The following is a 17,017-nucleotide window of genomic DNA, read 5'->3' on the forward strand; positions in this document are numbered from 1 at the left end:
CGCATCCCGGCAATCGGTTTTATGCCTGGTCCCGGCTCCGGCGGCGGCCGCCCCTCCGGTACGGACTGACCGAGGGGGAACCGTCGATCCAGGAGCGCCACGGGAGGTCGACGGCGGTGGCGACGCCGACGCGCGGCCCGGTCCGGACGTCGTCCTCGTCGACGTCGGTGCCGGCGAACAGGCGGACCGGTGAGTCGGGGGCGGTGAGGTCGATGCCGTTGTGCTCGCCGGTGATGCCGAGAACACCGGCCAGGCGCGCCGGTCCGCTGGCGAGCTGGGCGTCCTTGCGCACGGCGGGGCGGCGGCGCCGGGCCAGTTCGGTGCCTTCGAGGACTTCGCCCCCGCGCAGCAGCACCGCGCCCGGGGTGCCGTTCTCGGTGCACACCACGTTGATGCAGAAGTGCATGCCGTAGACGAAGTAGACGTAGAGGTGACCTGCCGGGCCGAACATCACGGCGTTGCGCTGGGTCATGCCGCGGTAGCAGTGCGAGGCGGGGTCGTCGCCGCCCCGGTAGGCCTCGACTTCGACGAGCCGGATCCGCACGTCGCCCTCCGGGTGGCTCGACCGCAGCTCGCAGCCGAGCAGGCGGCGGGCCACCCAGAGGGGGTCGTGTGCGAGGTCTTCGCGCTTGAGCTGGCTCACGGGCGGAACAGTACCGACCGAACGCGAGGGGTCTTCACGCCGTCAGCCAGGCACGATGCTCGCGGATGGCCTCGAACACCCGGTCCCGCTGCTCGTTCACACGATCGGGTGCGGTTCCGCCGTGCGAGTCCCGGGAGGCGATGGAGCCGGGCACGGTCAGCACCTCGCGGACCGCGGGGGTGAGCGCGGGGTGCGCGGCGGCGAGCTCCTCGTCGGTGAGGTCGTTGAGGCCGACGTCGCGGGCCTCGGCGGTGCGCACGCACTCCCCCGACGCCTCGTGCGCCACGCGGAACGGGACGCCTTGGCGCACCAGCCACTCGGCGATGTCGGTGGCCAGGGTGAAGCCGGCGGGGGCGAGTTCGGCGAGCCGCTCGGTGTGGAAGGTGAGCGTGCCGAGCATTCCGGCCATCGCCGGGAGCAGGAGGTCGAGCTGCTCGACGGAGTCGAACACCGGCTCCTTGTCCTCCTGCAGGTCCCGGTTGTAGGCCAGCGGCTGCGCTTTGAGGGTCGCGAGCAGGCCGGTGAGGTTGCCGATCAGCCGGCCGGACTTGCCGCGGGCGAGTTCGGCGACATCCGGGTTCTTCTTCTGCGGCATGATCGAGCTGCCGGTGGCCCAGGCGTCGTCGAGCGTGACGTACCGGAACTCCGCGGTGTTCCAGATGATGACCTCTTCGGCGACGCGGGAGAGGTTCACCGCGAGCATGGCCAGGCAGAACGCGGATTCCGCCGCGAAGTCGCGGGAGGCGGTGCCGTCGATGGAGTTGTCCACCGCGCCGCCGTCGAAGCCGAGTTCCGCGGCCACCGCCTGCGGGTCGAGGCCCAGCGACGATCCGGCGAGCGCGCCCGAGCCGTACGGGGAGAACGCGGTGCGCGCGTCCCAGTCGCGCAACCGGCTGACGTCGCGCAGCAGCGCCTGGCAGTGCGCGAGCAGGTGGTGGCCGAGCAGCACCGGCTGGGCGTGCTGGAGGTGGGTGCGGCCGGGCAGCACCGCGTCCGGGTGCGCCTGGGCCTGGCCGGCGAGCGCGTCGACGACGTCGAGCACGCCGGCGGCGACGCGGCGGGTGGCGTCGCGCAGCCACATCCGGAACAGGGTCGCGACCTGGTCGTTGCGGGAGCGGCCCGCGCGCAGCTTGCCGCCGAGGTCGGTGCCGACCCGCTCCAGCAGGCCGCGTTCGAGCGCGGTGTGCACGTCCTCGTCTTCGACGACGGGCTGGAACGCGCCGGATTCGACGTCGGCGGCGAGCACGTCGAGGCCCCGGTGCATCCGGTCGAGCTCGTCGGCGGTGAGCAGGCCCGCCTGGTGCAGCACGCGGGCATGCGCGCGGGAACCGGCGATGTCGTAGGGCGCCAGCCGCCAGTCGAAGTGGGTGGAGAGGCTGAGCGCGGCCATGGCCTCGGCCGGGCCGGAGGCGAAGCGGCCGCCCCACAGTTTGGTGGGCTCGCTGCCTTGCTGGGTCACGATGTCTTCCTCATCTTGCGTCGTCAGGTGGTGGTGTTCGGGTCCCGCCGGTCCGCGGCGTCACCGTCGTCGGGGTTCTCGATGCCGTCCGGCGGTGGCATCCGCTCGCCGGAGGCCATGTTGGTGAACCGCTCGGCCAGGTCGAGGCCGGTGAGCGGTTCCCTGGCGAGGACCATGACGGTGTCGTCGCCCGCGATGGAGCCGACCGCTTCCAGCAGGGCGGCGCGGTCGATCGCGCTGGCCAGGAACTGCGCCGCACCCGGCGGGGTGCGCAGCACGGTGAGGTTGCCGGAGCCGTCGGCCGAGACGAGCAGTTCGGCCAGCAACCGGCTGAGCCTCGTGGTGCCACCTTGCACCCCGCGCACGGGGCTGCCGTCTTCGGGGATGACGTAGACCGCCGCTCCCCCGTCGGGTCCGCGCAGTTTCACCGCGCCCAGTTCGTCGAGGTCGCGCGACAGCGTGGCCTGGGTGACGTCGATGCCGTCGCCCGCCAGCAGCTTCGCGAGCTCGGTCTGGCTGCGGATGCCCATCGTCGAGACGAGCTCGACGATGCGCGCCTGCCGGGCCGCCCTGGTGGTCATGACCGCTGCACCAGCCAGGCGAGCAGGGCCTTCTGCGCGTGCAGGCGGTTCTCGGCTTCGTCGAACACGGCGCTGGCGGGGCCGTCGAGGACCTCGTCGGTGACTTCCCAGCCGCGGTGCGCGGGCAGGCAGTGCAGCACGCTGGTGTCGACGCCGGTGGCGGCGAGCAGTTCGGTGTTGATCTGGAACGGGCGGAACGGGCTGACGCGGTCCTTGCCGTCGTTCTCCTGGCCCATGGAGGTCCAGGAGTCGGTGACGAGCACGTCGGCTCCGTCGACGGCGGAGCGGGCGTCGTGGTGCACCCGGACGGAGCCGCCGGTCTCGGCCGCCCGCTTGCCCGCGGCTTCGAGCACCCACGGCGCGGGGGCGAAGCCTTCGGGTGCTCCGACGCGGACGTGCATGCCCGCGGTGACGCCGCCGATGAGCAGCGAGTGCGCCATGTTGTTGGCGCCGTCGCCGAGGTAGGTGAGGGTGCGGCCGGGCAGGTCGCCGTGGCGTTCCCGCACGGTCTGCAGGTCGGCGAGGACCTGGCAGGGGTGGAACTCGTCGGTGAGCGCGTTGACGACGGGCACCGCGGACACGCCGGCCATCGCTTCGATGCGGGCTTGGGCGAAGGTGCGCCAGACGACGGCGTCGACGTAGCGGGACAGCACGCGCGAGGTGTCCTCGATGGTCTCCTCGCGGCCGAGCTGCATCATGCGGCCGTCGACCACGATCGGCTGACCGCCGAGCTGGTGGATGCCGACTTCGAAGGACAGCCGGGTGCGGGTGGAGTTCTTCTCGAAGATCACCGCGATGGAGCGGCCTTCGAGGGAGCGGTCCGCGAGCCGGTCGGTCTTGAACCGGGCTGCGAGGTCGAGGATCTCGGTCTGCTCCTGCGGGCTCAGGTCGTCGTCGCGCAGAAAATGCCGGAGTGTCACGGGGTCACCTCCGTGGCTTCGTGGTGGTGGGAGTGGGTTCGGGTCAGCCGAGCAGGCCGGGCAGGTCGGTCAGCAACCGGCGGGCCTGGTCGGCGGTGAGCACCAGCGCCGGGCTGAGCCGGAGCACGTCCGGTTGCACGGCGTTGATGAGGTATCCGGCGTCCTGGGCCGCCGCGGCGGTGGCGGCGGCGACGGGTTCGGTGAGGCGGATCGCCAGCAGCAGCCCTTGGCCGCGCACTTCGGCGATCAGCGGGTGCCGGAGGTCGCGGACGCCGTCGGCGAGCAGTTCACCGAGCGCCTTGACGTGGTCGAGCAGTCCGTCGGCGGCGATGGTGTCGAGCACGGCGAGCGAGGCGGCGCACGCGACGGGGTTACCGCCGAAGGTGGTGCCGTGCTGGCCGGGTTGCAGCAGTTCGCCCGCGTCGCCGACGCCGATGCAGGCGCCGAGGGAGAGGCCGCCGCCGAGGCCCTTGGCGAGGGTGATGACGTCGGGTTCGATGCCGTCGCGCTGGAAGGCGAACCAGTGGCCGGTGCGGCCGATGCCGGTCTGCACCTCGTCGATGACCAGCAGCGCGCCGTGCCTGCTGGTGATCTCGCGCGCGGCCCGCAGGTAGCCCTCGGGCGGGACGATGACGCCGTTCTCGCCCTGCACGGGTTCGAGCACGAGCGCGGCCGTCGTGTCGTCCACGGCGGATTCGAGCGCGGCGACGTCGCCGTAGGGGACGTGCTCGACTCCGGCGGGCATCGGCGCGAACGGTTCCTGCTTCGCGGGCTGGCCGGTGAGCGCCAGCGCGCCCATGGTCCGGCCGTGGAAGCCGCCTTCGGTGGCGACGATCTTGAGCCGCCCGGTCCGCCGGGCGATCTTGAACGCCGCTTCGTTGGCTTCGGCGCCGGAGTTGCAGAACAGGACGCGTCCGCGCCCGGTGAACCCGGAGAGGTCGAGCAGCCGCTCGGCGAGCTTCAGGCCCGGGTCGTGGGCGTAGAAGTTGGAGACGTGCCCGAGGGTGCCGATCTGCTCGGTCACCGCCCGCACCACGGCCGGGTGGGCGTGGCCGAGGGCGTTGACGGCGATGCCGCCGACGAAGTCGAGGTAGGTCTTGCCGTCGGCGTCGGTGACCTCGCAGCCGGAGCCGCTGGTCAGGGTGAGCTTCGGGGTGCCGTAGTTGCCCATCATGGACGCCTGCCAGCGCTGCGCCCCGGTGGTGTTGGTGGTCATGCGTTCTCGTCTTCCTTCCCGGGCAGCACCATGGTTCCGACGCCGGCGCTGGTGAACACTTCGAGCAGCACCGAGTGCGCGAGCCTGCCGTCGATGACGTGCGCTCGCGGCACGCCGCCGCGCACGGCGCGCAGGCACGCCTCCATCTTCGGCACCATCCCGGAGGCCAGTCCGGGAAGCAGTTCTTCGAGCTGGTCGGCGTCGAGCCGGGACACCAGCGAGGAGCGGTCGGGCCAGTCGGTGTAGAGGCCTTCGACGTCGGTGAGCACGACGAGCTTCTCCGCGCCGAGGGCCACGGCGAGCGCTCCGGCGGCGGTGTCGGCGTTGACGTTGTGCACCACGCCGTCGACGTCGGGCGCGACGGTGGACACGACGGGGATGCGTCCGGCGCTGATCAGGTCGAGCACCGCGTCGGGGTTGACGGCGACGACGTCGCCGACGAGGCCGACGTCCACGGGTTCGCCGTCGACGGTGGCGGTGCGGCGCGCGGCGGTGAACAGCTGCGCGTCCTCGCCGGACATGCCCACGGCGTGCGGGCCGTGCTTGTTGATGAGGCCGACGAGTTCGCGCCCGACCTGGCCGACCAGGACCATCCGCACCACGTCGAGCGTTTCGGGCGTGGTGACGCGCAGGCCGCCGCGGAATTCGCCGGCCATGCCGAGGCGGTCGAGCATCGAGGTGATCTGCGGTCCGCCGCCGTGCACGATGACGGGGTGCAGGCCCGCGAGCCGCAGGAACACCATGTCCTGCGCGAACGCGGCTTTGAGCTCGTCGTCGACCATGGCGTTGCCGCCGTACTTGATGACGACGGTGGCGCCGTGGAAGCGCTCCAGCCAGGGCAGTGCTTCGACGAGCACGCTGGCCTTCTCGGCGGCGGTGGCGAGCCTGTCTGCCGGGGTCGGTGTCATGAGGAGTACGCGCTGTTCTCTTCGACGTAGTCGTGCGACAGGTCGGTGGACAGGATGGTGGCCGTCTGGTCGCCGAGGTGCAGGTCCACGACGATCCGGATGTCGCGGCCGGTGAGGTCGGCTTCGCCGCGGTCGCGGTTGGGCAGGCCACCGGCGAACAGCGAGACGTCGTTGGTGATGATCTCGACGCGGTCCACGTCGATCTCGGCCTTCGCCCGCCCGAGCGCCATCGCGATCCGGCCCCAGTTGGGGTCGGAGCCGAACAGCGCGGTCTTGACCAGGTTGTCCTCGGCGATGATCCGTCCGATGTGGACGGCGTCGTCCTCGGTGCGCGCGCCGCGCACGGTGATGTCGACGGCCTTGGTGGCGCCTTCGGCGTCGCCTTGGAGCTGGCGGACGAGGTCGGTGCTCACGGCGGTGAGGACCTCGGTCAGCTCGTCGGCGGTGGGTTCGACGCCGGAGGCTCCGGAGGCCAGCAGCAGCACGGTGTCGTTGGTGGAGGTGCCGCCGTCGACGTCGAGCCGGTCGAAGGTGGTGCGGGTGGCGGCGCGCAGCGCGGCGTCGAGGGTCTCGGGGGCGACGACGGCGTCGGTGGTGAGGACGCTGAGCATGGTCGCCATGTTGGGGGCGAGCATGCCCGCGCCCTTGGCGAAGCCGCCGACGCTCCAGCCGTTCCCGGTGGCGAGCGCCTGCTTGGCCTTGCTGTCGGTGGTCAGCACCGCCGTCGCCGCGTCGGTCCCGGCGGCTTCGGTGTCCGCGAGCGCCGCCGCCGCACTGTCCACTCCGGACACAACGGCGGGCATCGGGAGGCGTTCGCCGATCAGGCCCGTGGAGCACACGGCGACGTCGATGGCGCCGACGCCGAGCACTTCGGCGACCTTCTCAGCGGTGGCGTGGGTGTCCTGGAAGCCTTCGGGTCCGGTGCAGGCGTTGGCGCCGCCGGAGTTGAGCACCACGGCGCGCAGGCTGCGCTCCTGCAGCACCTGCTGGGACCACAGCACCGGGGCCGCTTTGACCTTGTTGGTGGTGAACACGCCGGCCGCGGTGTGGCGCGGGCCGTCGTTGACGATCAGAGCGAGGTCCCGGGCTCCGCTCGCCTTGATCCCGGCGGGCACACCGGCCGCCCGGAATCCGGCGGGGGCTGTGACGCTCATGCGAATTCCTCCGTGGTGACGGTGTGACCTGAGTTGATCAACGCGGTCCGGGCCTGCTCCGCCGATCCGGCGGGGACGAGGATCCAGTCGGTGTCGAAGGTGGACAGTGTGAAGACGCTGATCCCGGCCTGCGCCAACGGGGTCAGCAAAGCGGCGAGGACACCGGTGAGCGCGAAGTCCAGCGGGCCGCGGACCTCCAGCGCCCGGAACGGGCCTTCGACGGCGGCCTGCGCACCGAGTCCGGTCGCCTGGTCGTGGCCGAGGACGATCGCGCGCTCCTCGGCGGTGGCCAGTTCGGCGCGGATCGGCCCGCCTCCGAGGGCGAGGTCCGCGGTCGCCGGAACCTTCGCGACGGCGAGGTGTTCGGGGTGCAGCCGCAGTTCCAGTGCGGTCACGGCGCGATCCCCGCGAGCGGCAGCCCGGTGGTCTCCGGCAGGCCCTTGGCGAGGTTCATGCACTGCACGGCGCCGCCCGCGGTGCCCTTGGTGAGGTTGTCCTCGGCGCCGACGACCACGAGGCGGTTCGCGTCGGGGTCGATGGCGACCTGGAGGTGCACGGTGTTCGCGCCGAGCGTCGCGGAGGTCTGCGGCCAGGAGCCTTCGGGCAGCACGTGCACGAACGGCTCGTCGCCGTAGGCGTCGAGGTAGACCTTGCGGGCGGCGGCGACGTCGAGGTCACCGCGCAGCGGTGCGCTGCAGGTGGCGAGGATGCCGCGCGACATGGGCGCGAGCACGGGCGTGAACGACACCTTCACGGGTTCGCCCGCGACGGCGCTGAGGTTCTGCACCATCTCCGGGGTGTGCCGGTGCGCGCCGCCGACTCCGTAGGCGCTGGCCGAACCCATGACCTCGGCGGAGAGCAGGTGCGGCTTGAGCGCGCGGCCCGCGCCGGAGGTCCCGGTCACGGCGACGACGACGGCCTCCGGCTCGACCAGGCCCGCCGCGAACGCGGGCGCGAGCGCCAGCGAGGAGACGGTCGGGAAGCAGCCCGGCACCGCGATCCGGCTGGCGGAGCGCAGCGCGTCGCGCCCGCCGGGGAGTTCGGGGATGCCGTAGGGCCAGGTGCCGGGGTGGTCGCCGCCGTACCAGCGGGTCCACGCCTCGGGGTCGTTGAGCCGGTGGTCGGCGCCGCAGTCGATGACCGTGGTGTCGTCGCCGAGTTCGGCGGCCAGCGCGGCGGAGTGGCCGTGCGGCAGCGCGAGGAAGACGACGTCGTGCCCGGAGAGCTCGGCAGCGTTGGTCTCGGTGAGTTCGCGGTCGGCCAGCGGCAGCAGGTTCGGGTGGTGCGCGCCCAGCTTCGTGCCCGCGTTGCCGCCGGCGGTCAACGTCCCGATCTCCACTTCGGGGTGCGCCAGCAGCAGACGCAGGAGTTCCCCGCCCGCGTAACCGCTCGCACCCGCCACTGCCACCCGAATCGCCATGCGGATGATTATGCATCCTCGTGCAACATCAATCAAGGAAGTATGCGGGCCGCCACGCCCGACCCCGCCCTGATCAGAGCCAGACGAGGCGGACCTCGCGGATCATCGCGAACATCTCGAAGGTCGCTTCGGCGGACTCCGCGTTGCCCAGCATTCCGTGCGGGCTCATGAACACCGCACCCGCGTCGTCGCTACCGGGAGGGCGCTGCGCGGTGCAGTCCAGTCCCCACACGCAGAGCTCCGCGTCGACGACCTCGCCACCGTCCTCGTCCCGGATCAACTCGTAGACCGCGAAACCGCGCGGACGCACGCCTTCCGCCAGCTCCCGCAACAACTCCGCCTCGCCATCGCCGTGCATCACCGCTCCGTTCGCCGACGTTCTGTACCGGTGAAGCTATTAGGAATGATTCCGCGCGTCATTTACACGACCAGGTGATCCACAAAAGCCGGGTGAGCTGTGACGATGATCCGCATGCTGACCACTCCCGACCCGCGCATGCTCCGGATCCAACTCGGCATAGAACTGCGCCGTCTACGCGAGGAAGCCGACCGCAGCACCTTCGAAGCGGCCGATGTGCTGGGCTGCAAGCAGCCGAAGATGAGCAAGGTCGAAGGCGGCAGCCAAGGCATCAAACCCGAGGAAGTGGTGCAGCTGCTGGATTTCTACGGCGCGCCCGCGAAGCAGCGACGGTATCTCTCCGAGGTCGCCGAGCAGGCGGCGAAGCGCAACCGGCCGAAGAAGTACCACCGCGACGCCGTCCCCGACTGGTTCCAGCGGTTCCTCGCGCTGGAGAGCGCGGCTACGGAGCTACGGTTGTACGAAGTGGAGATCATCACCGGGCTGCTCCAGACTGAGGACTACGCACGCTCCACGATCCAGGCGTGGGAGCCCGCGGCTGATCCCCGTGTCGTCGAGCAGCAGGTGCGGACCCGCATCAGTCGACAAGGCTCATTGTCGCGGTCGCGTTCACCTCTCAAGCTGCACGCCGTGCTCAGCGAAGCCGCCTTGCATCGGATGCAGGGCGACGCGAACACGATGCGATCGCAGCTGGCACATCTGCTCACCATGTCCGAGCTGCCGAACATCACGCTGCAAGTACTCCCCTTCGCGGTCCCGAACCGGATAGCAGTCACCTCCAGCGCAATGTTGCTGAACTTGCCCGAACAACGGTTGGCGAGCGTCTACCTGGAGGACTTCTTCGGCGCGACTTATCTCTACGAGCCTGAGGACTACACGCGCTACAGCGTTCTGTTCGAGCGCTTGAGCGCAGCTGCTCTCCCACACCGTGAAACGCAGGCGCTGATCGCTAAGGTGCTGGATACCTACGCAGTTACCCGCGACTGAGAGAGGCTCAAATGGCGGACACGTCCTTAGCTTGGGGGCCTTGGACCAAGTCCAGCCACAGCAGCTCCAGCGGTGGTCAGTGCATCGAGATCGCCTTTTCGCCCAGCGCCGCCAGCTGGAGGAAGGCTAGTCGCAGCCAGGGAAACGGCGGCGCATGCGTTGAGGTCGCAGTGCAGCCGTCCGTCGTCGGGTTGCGGGACTCGAAGGACTCCGACGGCCCGGTCCTCGCAGTAGGACGCGGCACCTTCGAGTCGTTCCTGCGGGCGGTCAAATCCGGGCGCGTGTGACCCGTCGCGAAGATCGGCCGAAACGAGGACTGCCGGTCACTTCGCGCTGCTAGGGTCCCTCCCCGCGAGGAGGGGGCACAGTGGGATACGAGGTTGTGACCAGGGAGTTGGAGTCGGCGGCGAAAGCCGCGCGCTCGGCTGCCGAACAGGCCAGGTCGGTGCGGCTCCAGGCCGCCACCGACAAGATCACCCAAGCGATGCCCGGCTCCACCTCGGCGCCCGCCGCCGGACGCACCGGGAACAGCTGGCGCGGCACGCTCGACACGTGGAACCGGGACACCGAGCACTACGCGGACTCGCTCGACAAGAGCGCCTCGGACTACGCCGCTCAAGAAGGCGACGCCGCCGACGAGCTCAAGGCCTCCCAGGGCGGTGGCTCCTGATGGTGAACATCGGCGACCTCCGCCGCTGGAACCCCGACCTCCTCGACGACGCCATCGACGACCTGAAGCGGGAACAGGAAAGCCTGGTCCGCTTGGACGACGAGCTCGCGAGCTCCGGGAGGCCGAAGGAGTGGCAGGGCAAAGCGGCCGACTCCGCGAACGCCGAGCACGGCAAGCTCGGCGAACGCATGCGGGAACTCGTCGTCGAGGTGTCCACGGTCCGCAGCGCGGCCATCCCCACCGTCGACGAGATCCGGGCGGTGCAGGACCAGCTCACCGAAGTCGACGGCCTGGCGCGGGCGTACAACTTCCGCATCGGCGATGACGGGAAGGTGCAAGACCTCGGCACTCCCCCGGACACCCCTGCCGACGAGGTCAGCAGCGTCGACGAGAACCGCTACCGCCGGATCCGTCCCGACCTGGTCGAACGCGTCCAAAACGTCCTGAAGCGCGCGGCCGACGCCGATGCCGAACTGGCCAAGGTCCTCGGCGACGCCGACAAGGACCTGATGGACGCGCGCGGTGCCAAGAACCTCGCCGACGCGGCGGCGCTCGGTGACGCGCGTGGTCTCGGCGAAACGATCGAACCGCCGCCGCCGGGCGATCCCGCGAAGAACGCCGACTGGTGGAAATCCCTGCCCGCCGAAACGAAATCCGCGCTCGCCGCCGCTCCCCCGGCCTGGCTCGGCGGCATGGACGGCATCCCCGCGTCCGTCCGCAACACCGCCAACGTCAACCGCATCGACGACGAACGCAGCACGCTGCAAGCGGAGGCGGCGCGGCTGCAGAGCGCGGTCAACAAGCCACGCCCCGGCCCCGGCGGTGACCTGGTCCAAGGCAGGTACCAGCGCGAACTGGACCAGGTCAACTCGAAGCTGACCTCCTTGGACAAGGTGGAGACGGTGTTGGAGCGGGGAGATCGGCAACTCCTGGTGCTCGACACCTCCGGCGAGCGCACCAAGGCGGCCGTGGGCATCGGGGACGTCGACACCGCAGACCACGTCAGCGTGTTCACGCCGGGCATGGACAGCAGCGTCGAAGGCGGAAGCCTGGGCGACTACGACCGGAACATGGACATGCTGGCGCAGGACGCGCAGTCGCAGTCCGACCAGTACGGCGACGGTGGCGAGGTCGCGACGGTGACGTGGCTCGGTTACGAGGCGCCTCAACTGGACGAGACACTCGACCCCAGCGATTCCGTGGCCAGTTCGGCTCCGGCCAAGCGCGGCGCCGAAGATCTGGCGGATTTCTACCGGGGCATCAACGAATCTCGGACGGACGATCCGAACCTGGTCGCGATGGGCCACTCGTACGGATCCACCACCACGGGGTATGCGCTGCAGGAGGAAGGAACCGGAGTGGACGCCGCGCTCACTCTGGGATCTCCCGGCGTAGGAACACCATCGGTCAGCGATATCAACGTTCCCGAAGACCGGTTCTACAACCTCGAATCGGGCGGGGACGTCGTCGCCGACCTCGGGCGTTTCGGCGGTGATCCGTCCTGGAAACCGGGGATCGACGACCTGTCGACCGAGGACGCCGTCGCGCCCGACGGGCAGCGCCTCAAGGAGTCGAGCGGGCACGGCACCGGTGGACCGACCGGCTACCTCACCCGCGGGAACACCAGCCAGTACAACGCCAGCGTCATCGCGGCCGGAGTCCCGGACCGCGCCGTGAACAGCTGGGGATGACCGACCGAGAGCGGGGACCGACCATGAAGCGCTTCGCAGTCCTGGCGGCGCTCACCCTGAGCCTCACCGGATGCGGTGGCGGCGAGTTGGGGCCGAAGTTTGGAGGAAGCATGGAAGAGCAGCGCGCCGAACTCATGAGCAGGCCCAGCATGGAGGAGGCCAGCGCTCGGTACCTCGAGATGCAAGGTCGCCTCCGGGACGAACTCGCCGCGGCCTTCCCCTGGATCCAATGGGAGCAGAGCCGCGAGCTCCACCGCGCCGGATGCTCCGACTTCGACGCCTTCACCGATACCGGCGAGAGCCAAACCCTCGGAGCTTGGCGGTCCGAAGGCAACATCCCCGACCCCGAGTGGCCTCGCGCTGAGCAGATCGTCGCCCAGGTCAGCGCCGAATACGGCTTCACACCGCCGGAAACCGTCGTCAGCCGCCCCTCCGACCACCAGGTCGTCGGCAGCGACCGCTACGGCGCGGGCTACCGCTTCGGCACCGCCAAGCGCACCGTCCTCTCCGGCTCCACCGGCTGTCACCTCCCGCAAGCCGAGAAGGACAAGCTGACACGCGGTGGCTCCTGATGGTGAACATCGGCGACCTCCGCCGCTGGAACCCCGACCTCCTCGACGACGCCATCGACGACCTGAAGCGGGAACAGGATCGGCTCGTCGGCTTGGACGACGAACTGGCGCACTCCGGTCGGCCGAAGGAGTGGCAGGGCAAAGCGGCCGACTCCGCCACGGCGGAGCACAGGAAGCTCGGCGAGCGACTGCGCGAACTCGTCGTCGAGGTCTCCACGGTCCGCAGCGCCACCATCGCCACCGCCGACGAGATCCGCGAGATCGGCCACGAACTCACCGAAGCCGAAGCGCTCGCCCACTCCCACCACTTCGCGATCGGCGAAGACGGGAGCATCGAAGATCTGGGCACACCGCTCGGCCTCCACCCCGATGAGGCGGAAAGCGTCAACGAAGACCGGAACAACCGCGTCCGCCCCGACCTCGCCGACCGGGTCGAGCGCATCCTGGCCCGCGCCACGGACACCGACCGCGAACTCGCCAAGGTCCTCGGCGACGCCGACAAGGACCTCATGGACACCCGCGGCGCGCACAACCTCGCGGAAGCGGCGGCCCTGGGAGACGCGCGCGGACTCGGCGAAACGATCGAGCCACCGCCACCCGGTGACCCGAAGCAGAACGCCGAGTGGTGGAAATCCCTGCCCGCCGAAACGAAATCGGCGCTGGCCACCGCTCCCCCGGCCTGGCTCGGCAACATGGACGGCATCCCCGGAGCAGTCCGCAACACCGCCAACATCAACCGCATCGACGACGAACGCGCGACGCTGCAAGCGGAAGCAACCCGGCTGCGGAACGAGATCAAGGCACTTCCGAACGGCCCCGGTTCGAGGGGCGACCGCGCCGCGCTGCGCAACCCACTGGACAAGGTCGAAGCAAAGCTGAAGTCCTTGGACCAGGTGGAGAAGGTCATGGCCAAGTCCGACCGCCAGCTGCTCGTGCTCGACACGTCGGGCGAACGCACCAAAGCAGCCGTCAGCATCGGGAACGTCGATACGGCCGAACACGTCTCGGTCTTCACACCTGGCCTGAACAGCACAGTCGAGGGAGGTAGCTTGGACGACTACGACCGGACCGCCTCACAGCTTCGCTACGACGCGAAACACCAGTCGACGATGTACGGCGACGGCGGCGATGTCGCTGCGGTAACTTGGCTCGGCTACGAAGCACCCCAGCTCAACGACAGCATCGGCGAGCAGTCCGTGGTCAGTTCCACCTCCGCCGAACGTGGTGGCGACAAGCTCTCCGACTTCTACCGAGGTATCAACGAGTCGCGCGACGACGACCCCCACCTCGTCGCCCTCGGCCACTCGTACGGGTCGACGACCACCGGGTACGCGTTGCAGCATGAGGGAACCGGCGTTGATGCCGCCGTCACGATGGGTTCCCCAGGAGTGGGAACGGACTCTCCCAGCAACTTCAACATTCCGGCCGGGCAGGCTTACAACATCGAATCCAGCTGGGACCCGGTCGCTGACCTGAGATGGTTCGGTGGAGATCCCTCCTCAACACCTGGGTTTCAGCAGCTTTCCGCAGACGAAGCCGTCACTCCGGATGGTCAACGCCTCGAAGCTTCGAGCGGACACAACACCGGCGGGCCGGACGGCTATCTGACCGATGGCAATACGAGCCAGTACAACGCCAGCGTCGTCGCGGCCGGGGTACCCGAACGCGCAGTTCGGGCATCCGATTGACCGAAGTACTCAGGCACAGAGGAACAAACCGTTGAAACGCTTGACGCTTCTCGCAGCCCTGGCACTCAGCCTCACGGCCTGTGGCAGCGACGATCCCGCTGAAGGAAGTATGGAAGACCAACGAGCTGAGTTGCTGCAGCGCCCCAGCATCGAAGAAGTCACCTCCCGCTACCAGGAGATGCACTCCCGCATCCGGGATGAGCTTGCGCAGAGCTTCCCTTCGATTCGTTGGGAAGAAGTCGAGAAGGGAACCAAAGCGGGCTGCATCGGGTTCGACGACTTCTCCAGTGCGTCCGAGAGCAACACCCTCGCCATGTGGGCCACCGATGGCACCATCCCCGACCCCGAGTGGCCTCGCGCTGAGCAGATCGTCGCTCAGGTCAGCGCCGAATACGGCTTCACACCGCCGGAAACCGTCGTCAGCCGCCCCTCCGACCACCAGGTCGTCGGCAGCGACCGCTACGGCGCGGGCTACCGCTTCGGCACCGCCAAGCGCACCGTCCTCTCCGGCTCCACCGGCTGCCACCTGCCGCAAGCCGAGAAGGACAAGCTCGCGCAGCAGCCCCAGTGAGCGGCTACGCCCTTCTCGTCACTTGAGACCGTGCGCGTTCTGGTCGGCGTGACCGGCAGAAGCCCAGTCACGCCGACCAGTTCACATCACTTCGGCAAGCCCGACGCGGTCTGGTTGACGATCTTCTCCAGCTCAGGGCACGCGTCGATCGAATCGGCCATCTTGCCGGAGATCCCGTAGATGGCCACGCCGCCGCCTGCATCGACCAAGATGTCGCAGCCCCCGGTGGTCCCTGATCCTGGGACGTTCGCGATCGCGGCCGATCGCCCGGCGATCGACCGCTTCTCGTACTTCTCCCAGTTGCCACCGGTCTCGTAGGACTCGACGGTCTCATCGACGTTCTTGTGGAGCGTGAGCGACATCTTCTCGCCGGTCCAGCGGCAACCGGGCTCAAAGCTGACCTGCGTGAACGGCTCGCTCTGAGGCGACAGCCCGAATCCGGTCAAGTCATCAGGGGAGAAGAACGCACAGGGATCGAAGGCCTCCAACGAGGCTCCAGCGGCATCCGAGGTCGGCGCCTGGGTCCCATCGCCCTCGCCCAAAGCGCACCCGGACAGCCCGACAAGAACCGCACTGCTGGCCACCACGGCCAGCGACCGGACAAGCTTGCTCACTGAATACCCACCTGCTGGTTGATCGGCTGAGCCTGGCCTCGCGGTCTTCGGTTTTCCCTTGCCGCCGCGAAACCGTCGCGTCCGCGCTCGTTAACCCACCACTCTGCACCCTGCTTATCGGCCCCTGAACGTCGAGCACCTTAGCGCGTCGTTGCGGAAAGGATCACCGTCTCGGATAAGACCGCAGCCCCAGTGAAACGAGCAGGCGCCGCCGCGCTGTTGCGGCGACGCCTGCCCTTCGGGGGTGGTCAGCGGAGGGGGTTGAAGGGGCGGAGCTGGTCGGGCTGCTTGCCGGTGACGATCTGCTCCGACAGCAGCTGCCCGGTGAGCGGTCCGAGGGTGAGGCCCCACATGCCGTGCCCGCCCGCGACGTACGCGCCGGGCATGTCGGTGGCGCCGATCAGCGGCAGGCCGTCGGGGGTGACGGGGCGGCCGCCGACCCAGTCGTCCCGGCGGTCCTCCCAGGACACGCCGCGCAGCAGTGGCTTCGCGGAGCGCTCGATCGCGGCGATGCGCTCCGGGTAGAGCTTCGCGTCCGGGGAGCGGAACTCCATCGTCCCGGCCACGCGCAGGCCGCCCTGGTACGGGGTGCAGGCGACGCGCACGGCGGGCAGGTAGATGGGGCCGGGAACCGGCTCCTCGGTGGGGACGGTGAACGAGTAGCCGCGGCCCGCGCGCACGGCGGTGCGCACGCCCAACGGCTTCGCGAGCGAGCTCAGCCAGGCGCCGGTGGCGAGCACGACCGAATCGGCCGTCAGACGCTCGTCGCCGGAGCGCACGACGGTGCGGCCCTGCTCGCGCGTCACCTCGTCGACGGTGAAACCGCTGCGGATCTCGCCGCCGCGGGCCTCGACGGACCGCGCCAAGGAGCGGACGAACTCGCCGGGGTCGACGTAGCGCTGCCCTTCGATCCGGAGCACCGCCTCGATGTGGGAGGACAGCTGCGGCACGCCCGCCTCGGCGACCGAGGAGTCGACGACCCGCACGTCCTGGCCGGACTCGCGGATCAGGTCGAACTCGCGGCGCAGGTCGGCGACCTGCTCGGCCTTCTCGAAACCGGCGGTGATCGGGGCGGCCTTCGTCGGAGCCTCCACGCCACCGGCGGTGAGCGCGTCGAACGCGTCCAGGCACTCGTTGTTCATCGGCACGAACGGCTGCATCGAGCGGCGCCACGAGCGCATGTTGCAGTGCGCGGCGAACCTCGCCAGGAACGCCCACAGCTGCGGGTCCACGCGGGCGGGCACGTACAGCGGGGCGTTGCGGTCCAGCAGCGAGCGCAGGCCGTAGCGCAGCACACTCGGCTCCGGCAGCGGGATGGAGAACGCGGGGGCCAGGTAGCCCGCGTTGCCCCAGGACGAACCGGCGGCCACGCCGTCGCGGTCGACGACGGTCACCCGCACACCGTGCTCCTGCAGGAACCACGCCGTGGACAACCCGACGGCGCCCGCCCCGGCGATCACCACGTGCCGCGGGGTCTGGTCGTTGCCGGCCATCTTCGCCCTCCTCAGATCGGTTGGATCCGAGTGTGACCGGCAGTGACGGCCCGGCGATTGTCAGTTCGGCAC

The 17,017-nt window shown here is 69.8% G+C and carries 19 protein-coding genes and 1 pseudogene; 8 read left to right on the top strand and 12 right to left on the bottom strand.

The features are described from left to right. Positions 1-19: 19 nt before the first annotated feature. The 10 genes from BJ969_RS18950 to BJ969_RS18995 all read right to left on the bottom strand — a co-directional run bounded on the left by BJ969_RS18950 (position 20) and on the right by BJ969_RS18995 (position 8,659). Positions 20-643, bottom strand: a complete 624-nt coding sequence (locus BJ969_RS18950) for a DNA-3-methyladenine glycosylase (RefSeq protein WP_184480556.1) — start codon at positions 641-643, stop codon at positions 20-22. A 34-nt stretch (positions 644-677) separates the two neighbouring features. Next, a complete protein-coding gene (gene argH, locus BJ969_RS18955; protein ID WP_343071487.1) occupies positions 678-2,102 on the bottom strand; it encodes an argininosuccinate lyase in 1,425 nt (474 codons plus the stop codon). Positions 2,103-2,125: 23 nt separating this feature from the next. Continuing rightward, positions 2,126-2,683, bottom strand: a complete 558-nt coding sequence (locus tag BJ969_RS18960; RefSeq protein ID WP_184480558.1) for an arginine repressor — start codon at positions 2,681-2,683, stop codon at positions 2,126-2,128. Then, on the bottom strand, positions 2,680-3,603 hold the full coding sequence (gene argF, locus BJ969_RS18965) for an ornithine carbamoyltransferase (RefSeq protein WP_184480560.1): 924 nt from the start codon (positions 3,601-3,603) through the stop codon (positions 2,680-2,682). Before argF ends, BJ969_RS18960 begins: the two co-directional genes overlap by 4 nt. A gap of 43 nt (positions 3,604-3,646) precedes the next feature. Further along, a complete protein-coding gene (locus BJ969_RS18970; protein WP_184480562.1) occupies positions 3,647-4,819 on the bottom strand; it encodes an acetylornithine transaminase in 1,173 nt (390 codons plus the stop codon). Next, positions 4,816-5,727 (bottom strand): acetylglutamate kinase, encoded by a 912-nt coding sequence (gene argB, locus BJ969_RS18975; protein WP_184480564.1) that lies wholly within the window; start codon positions 5,725-5,727, stop codon positions 4,816-4,818. Before argB ends, BJ969_RS18970 begins: the two co-directional genes overlap by 4 nt. Further along, a complete protein-coding gene (argJ, locus tag BJ969_RS18980) occupies positions 5,724-6,881 on the bottom strand; it encodes a bifunctional glutamate N-acetyltransferase/amino-acid acetyltransferase ArgJ (protein ID WP_184480566.1) in 1,158 nt (385 codons plus the stop codon). The genes argB and argJ overlap by 4 nt, the downstream gene beginning before the upstream one ends. Then, positions 6,878-7,276 carry an ACT domain-containing protein gene (locus BJ969_RS18985; RefSeq protein WP_184480568.1) on the bottom strand — a complete coding sequence of 133 codons (399 nt, stop codon included), beginning with the start codon at positions 7,274-7,276 and terminating at the stop codon, positions 6,878-6,880. Before BJ969_RS18985 ends, argJ begins: the two co-directional genes overlap by 4 nt. Beyond that, positions 7,273-8,301 carry an N-acetyl-gamma-glutamyl-phosphate reductase gene (argC, locus tag BJ969_RS18990; protein WP_184480570.1) on the bottom strand — a complete coding sequence of 343 codons (1,029 nt, stop codon included), beginning with the start codon at positions 8,299-8,301 and terminating at the stop codon, positions 7,273-7,275. Before argC ends, BJ969_RS18985 begins: the two co-directional genes overlap by 4 nt. 73 nt (positions 8,302-8,374) lie before the next feature. Next, positions 8,375-8,659 carry a hypothetical protein gene (locus BJ969_RS18995; RefSeq protein ID WP_184480572.1) on the bottom strand — a complete coding sequence of 95 codons (285 nt, stop codon included), beginning with the start codon at positions 8,657-8,659 and terminating at the stop codon, positions 8,375-8,377. A gap of 105 nt (positions 8,660-8,764) precedes the next feature. On the opposite strand from BJ969_RS18995, the gene BJ969_RS19000 reads away from it, so the two are divergent. The 8 genes and pseudogenes from BJ969_RS19000 (at position 8,765) to BJ969_RS19030 (ending at position 14,838) form a co-directional block, all read left to right on the top strand. Beyond that, positions 8,765-9,646 carry a helix-turn-helix domain-containing protein gene (locus BJ969_RS19000; RefSeq protein ID WP_246456974.1) on the top strand — a complete coding sequence of 294 codons (882 nt, stop codon included), beginning with the start codon at positions 8,765-8,767 and terminating at the stop codon, positions 9,644-9,646. Between the two features lie 11 nt (positions 9,647-9,657). Further along, positions 9,658-9,723 (top strand): annotated as a pseudogene (locus BJ969_RS31045) (hypothetical protein); the annotation flags it as partial. A gap of 93 nt (positions 9,724-9,816) precedes the next feature. Then, positions 9,817-9,933: a DUF397 domain-containing protein gene (locus BJ969_RS31050; RefSeq protein ID WP_425503609.1), complete on the top strand. Its 117-nt coding sequence runs from the start codon at positions 9,817-9,819 to the stop codon at positions 9,931-9,933. A gap of 80 nt (positions 9,934-10,013) precedes the next feature. Continuing rightward, complete coding sequence (locus tag BJ969_RS19010) at positions 10,014-10,316, top strand: hypothetical protein (protein ID WP_184480576.1); 303 nt, start codon at positions 10,014-10,016, stop codon at positions 10,314-10,316. Beyond that, complete coding sequence (locus tag BJ969_RS19015) at positions 10,316-12,007, top strand: alpha/beta hydrolase (RefSeq protein WP_184480578.1); 1,692 nt, start codon at positions 10,316-10,318, stop codon at positions 12,005-12,007. Before BJ969_RS19010 ends, BJ969_RS19015 begins: the two co-directional genes overlap by 1 nt. A gap of 23 nt (positions 12,008-12,030) precedes the next feature. Then, a complete protein-coding gene (locus BJ969_RS19020; RefSeq protein WP_246456980.1) occupies positions 12,031-12,579 on the top strand; it encodes an LppA family lipoprotein in 549 nt (182 codons plus the stop codon). Then, a complete protein-coding gene (locus BJ969_RS19025; RefSeq protein WP_184480580.1) occupies positions 12,579-14,267 on the top strand; it encodes an alpha/beta hydrolase in 1,689 nt (562 codons plus the stop codon). The genes BJ969_RS19020 and BJ969_RS19025 overlap by 1 nt, the downstream gene beginning before the upstream one ends. Before the next feature lie 31 nt (positions 14,268-14,298). Then, complete coding sequence (locus BJ969_RS19030; RefSeq protein WP_246456987.1) at positions 14,299-14,838, top strand: LppA family lipoprotein; 540 nt, start codon at positions 14,299-14,301, stop codon at positions 14,836-14,838. An 86-nt stretch (positions 14,839-14,924) separates the two neighbouring features. Here the strand turns inward: BJ969_RS19030 and BJ969_RS19035 are convergent, their stop codons facing one another. Both BJ969_RS19035 and BJ969_RS19040 read right to left on the bottom strand, forming a co-directional pair. Then, the gene (locus tag BJ969_RS19035; RefSeq protein WP_343071488.1) at positions 14,925-15,452 is read right to left on the bottom strand and encodes a DUF3558 family protein; all 528 of its coding nucleotides are present in this window, start codon (positions 15,450-15,452) and stop codon (positions 14,925-14,927) included. 248 nt (positions 15,453-15,700) lie between these two features. Further along, positions 15,701-16,945, bottom strand: a complete 1,245-nt coding sequence (locus BJ969_RS19040) for an NAD(P)/FAD-dependent oxidoreductase (protein ID WP_184480584.1) — start codon at positions 16,943-16,945, stop codon at positions 15,701-15,703. Positions 16,946-17,017: the final 72 nt, after the last annotated feature.

Source organism: Saccharopolyspora gloriosae (assembly GCF_014203325.1).
In the GTDB taxonomy this organism is placed as follows: domain Bacteria; phylum Actinomycetota; class Actinomycetes; order Mycobacteriales; family Pseudonocardiaceae; genus Saccharopolyspora_C; species Saccharopolyspora_C gloriosae.

Excerpts from the sequence above, each read along its gene's own strand:
- BJ969_RS18960 (WP_184480558.1), bottom strand. The coding sequence starts at position 2,683 with ATGACCACCAGGGCGGCCCGGCAGGCGCGCATCGTCGAGCTCGTCTCG.
- BJ969_RS18970 (WP_184480562.1), bottom strand. The coding sequence starts at position 4,819 with ATGACCACCAACACCACCGGGGCGCAGCGCTGGCAGGCGTCCATGATG.
- argB (WP_184480564.1), bottom strand. The coding sequence starts at position 5,727 with ATGACACCGACCCCGGCAGACAGGCTCGCCACCGCCGCCGAGAAGGCC.
- argJ (WP_184480566.1), bottom strand. The coding sequence starts at position 6,881 with ATGAGCGTCACAGCCCCCGCCGGATTCCGGGCGGCCGGTGTGCCCGCC.
- argC (WP_184480570.1), bottom strand. The coding sequence starts at position 8,301 with ATGGCGATTCGGGTGGCAGTGGCGGGTGCGAGCGGTTACGCGGGCGGG.
- BJ969_RS18995 (WP_184480572.1), bottom strand. The coding sequence starts at position 8,659 with ATGCACGGCGATGGCGAGGCGGAGTTGTTGCGGGAGCTGGCGGAAGGC.
- BJ969_RS19000 (WP_246456974.1), top strand. The coding sequence starts at position 8,765 with ATGATCCGCATGCTGACCACTCCCGACCCGCGCATGCTCCGGATCCAA.
- BJ969_RS19015 (WP_184480578.1), top strand. The coding sequence starts at position 10,316 with ATGGTGAACATCGGCGACCTCCGCCGCTGGAACCCCGACCTCCTCGAC.
- BJ969_RS19020 (WP_246456980.1), top strand. The coding sequence starts at position 12,031 with ATGAAGCGCTTCGCAGTCCTGGCGGCGCTCACCCTGAGCCTCACCGGA.
- BJ969_RS19025 (WP_184480580.1), top strand. The coding sequence starts at position 12,579 with ATGGTGAACATCGGCGACCTCCGCCGCTGGAACCCCGACCTCCTCGAC.
- BJ969_RS19040 (WP_184480584.1), bottom strand. The coding sequence starts at position 16,945 with ATGGCCGGCAACGACCAGACCCCGCGGCACGTGGTGATCGCCGGGGCG.